The sequence below is a fragment of the Methylorubrum podarium genome (assembly GCF_022179745.1).
In the GTDB taxonomy this organism is placed as follows: domain Bacteria; phylum Pseudomonadota; class Alphaproteobacteria; order Rhizobiales; family Beijerinckiaceae; genus Methylobacterium; species Methylobacterium podarium.
Window position 1 is genome coordinate 1 of sequence record NZ_BPRD01000284.1, and the last position, 2,486, is coordinate 2,486.

Annotated in this window: 3 protein-coding genes; all 3 read right to left on the reverse strand. The window is 71.9% G+C overall.

Translation table 11 applies throughout. The features are described 5' to 3' along the window. Nucleotides 1–160: 160 nt before the first annotated feature. The 3 genes from MFF42_RS14500 to MFF42_RS14510 all read right to left on the reverse strand — a co-directional run bounded on the left by MFF42_RS14500 (nucleotide 161) and on the right by MFF42_RS14510 (nucleotide 2,235). Nucleotides 161–373, reverse strand: coding sequence for a hypothetical protein (locus MFF42_RS14500; protein WP_238256359.1), 213 nt, complete (start codon nucleotides 371–373; stop codon nucleotides 161–163). A gap of 68 nt (nucleotides 374–441) precedes the next feature. After that, nucleotides 442–1,053 (reverse strand): glutathione S-transferase, encoded by a 612-nt coding sequence (locus MFF42_RS14505; protein WP_238256360.1) that lies wholly within the window; start codon nucleotides 1,051–1,053, stop codon nucleotides 442–444. Between the two features lie 42 nt (nucleotides 1,054–1,095). Beyond that, nucleotides 1,096–2,235 carry an alpha/beta hydrolase family protein gene (locus MFF42_RS14510; RefSeq protein ID WP_238256361.1) on the reverse strand — a complete coding sequence of 380 codons (1,140 nt, stop codon included), beginning with the start codon at nucleotides 2,233–2,235 and terminating at the stop codon, nucleotides 1,096–1,098. Nucleotides 2,236–2,486 lie beyond the last annotated feature (251 nt).

Genomic DNA, 2,486 nt, shown 5'->3' on the forward strand with positions numbered 1-2,486 from the left:
CCGGCTGATCACCTCGGGCCGTACCCCATCCCGTCATCGCGAGTGGCAGCGAAGCGATCCAGGGCGCGACCTCTCCGGAAATGTCGCGCCCTGGATTGCCACGGCTTCGCCTCGCAATGACGGCGGATGGTGAAACCGGAATGATCAACCGGAAACGGTATCATTCGCCAATGAATCGCGCCGGCATCCGCGTCGCCCGCCGATAGGTCGTCCCGGCGAGAGCGAGTGCGCCGCCGAACTGCAGAAACCCGTTCTCGGCAAGCCCGTCCGGCGCCAGATGAGCCTGGAGCGCGAGGCGGGTCAGGGCATTGAGGGCGATGACGCCGAGACAGAAGACGGCGGATGCGAGGGCGGCGGCGACGAAATCGGGCATGGCGAGTCTCCCGAGTGGGACGGCCCAAGCTTAGCAAGGGCCGAGCCAGCCGGAAGACACGCGAAAGTCTAACCCACCGGCGGACGCGTCGCCGTCATGGCCGGACGCTCCTCGAACCGGGCGAACCACGCGGCGAGCCTCGGGGCGTCGTCGCGCCACGCGATGTCGGAGAAGCGGAGGTCGAGGTAGCCCAGGGCGCAGGCGAGCGCGATGGTGCCGATATCGACGCGATCGCCAACCCGTTCCGCCTGCTCCTCGAACCACGCGAGCGCGCTCTCGATCTTCGCGGTCTGCCCCTCGATCCAGGCCGCCGAGCGCTCGGATTCCGGCCGCGCCGTCAGCTCGTAGCGGATCAGCAGGGCGGCATCGAGCACGCCGTCGGCGGTCGATTGCGCGTTGAGCGCCCGCCAGCGCGCGGCGCCCTGCGCCGGAAACAGGCGCCCACCGGCCTCGGCGTCGAGATACTCGCAGATCACCCGGCTGTCGGCGAGGCTCTCGCCGGTCTCGAGGATCAGGGTCGGCACCTGGGCGAGCGGGTGCTGCGCCAGCACCGAGCGGTCGCGCTTGACCGGGTGGACGGCGCTCGGCAGCAGCTCCAGCCGCTCGGCGAGGCCGAGTTCGTGGGCGACCACCATCACCTTCCGCACGAAGGGCGAGCTGTGCGAGTGGAACAGCTTCATCGGCGTCAAGACATCCTCTGCGGTTGCGACGGTGATGCGCGGTCAGCGCTGCGCGGCGGGGGGCGCCGGCAGCTTCGGCGTCTCGACGCCGAGGCGCTTCACCGGCCAGCCGTCGCCCCAGCGGCGCATGTCGCTGAAGGCGGAATCGTTCTTCAGGCTCTGGGCGTCCTTGCCGGCGAAGGCGGCCGCCGCGGCCATGTCGAAGGTGCGCCAGAAGGCGAGGAAATCGAGGCTGTCGGCGCGGGCGTTGTTGATCTGCGAGACGAGCGTCGTCTGCTCGCCGGAGAGCGCCATGTCCGCCGACCAGCGGAAGGGCGGCGCCTTCTCCCCGGGCGGGTCGGGCGGCAGCTTGATCGCGCCGCCGTCATAGGCCGCGTCGAGCCCCGCCGGTGAGGCGAGCGTCGCGGTGAGCGCCGGGAAGCCGTGGTCGTCCGACAGCGCCCGCACGAACAGCTTGCGCTCCGGCGGAACGGAATGGGCGTCGCGCAGGATGCGGCGGGCAGCGGCGTCCGCGGCGCGGGCGTCGCGGTCGCCGATCACCGTCACGAGCAGGGTCTTGGGCGATAGGCCGTCGAGGGCGCCGAGGGGGATGCCGCGGGACTTGGCGTCCCGGGCGATGCCGCCGGGCATCACGACGTAGACGAGTTTCGGCGCCGGCAGGCCTTCCTGCGCGGCTTCCGCCGCGAGGTGGGCGGCGAGCGGTGCGCCGGCCAGGTGGCCGATCAGGGCGAGGCGTCCGGTATCGGGCTTGGCGTCGGCGTCGTTCGCGAGGTCGGCGAGCGCGGATTTGAGCAGGCGCGCGGCGACGGCCGGCGCGTCGGCGGGCCGGGTGCGGTTCACCTCCTGGAAGCGCGGGAACAGCACCAGCCAGCCGTGGCGGGCGAGATGGTCGATCCAGGCGCCGTAGGCCTGCGGGTTCGGCGCGCCCCAGGCGTGCAGGAACACCGCCACCGGCCGTCCGCCCTCGGGGGCGGGACCCGCCTTGTGGAAGACGTAGGTCGCCGCGCTGGCCTTGCCGACCGCGCGCTTGGTGATGGTCGCGGCCTTGTCGCCGACGCCGCCCGGACCCTCCGTCGGCTGGGCCGGCGGTGCGGCGGCGAGGGCCGGTCCGGCCACGGACAGGGCGGCCAGCATGCCCAAGGCGGGCAGACGCAGGGCGGCAAGTCCGGGCTTCAGGCGCATCAGTCTCTCGACGATCGGCGGAAATCTGTGTCGGCCCCGCCCGCTCGCGCGGAATTCAAGGCTCGGCCGCGCCTGAATAGCAGATTCCGGCGCGGAGGCGACGCCGGACCGGCATTTCCCGACGCTATTCGCGCTCCTTCACCCGGCGGCACTCGGTCTTGAGGTAGCTCGTCTTGCCGACCTCGTCGCGCAGGTCGGTGCGGGCGATGATCTCCTGCCAGCCACTGGTGCAGCCGAGTTCGTTCGCGACG

What these genes read in the sequence shown, in the direction of transcription:
- MFF42_RS14510 (WP_238256361.1), bottom strand. Translation starts at nt 2,235, where the DNA reads ATGCGCCTGAAGCCCGGACTTGCCGCCCTGCGTCTGCCCGCCTTGGGC.
- MFF42_RS14505 (WP_238256360.1), bottom strand. Translation starts at nt 1,053, where the DNA reads ATGAAGCTGTTCCACTCGCACAGCTCGCCCTTCGTGCGGAAGGTGATG.
- MFF42_RS14500 (WP_238256359.1), bottom strand. Translation starts at nt 373, where the DNA reads ATGCCCGATTTCGTCGCCGCCGCCCTCGCATCCGCCGTCTTCTGTCTC.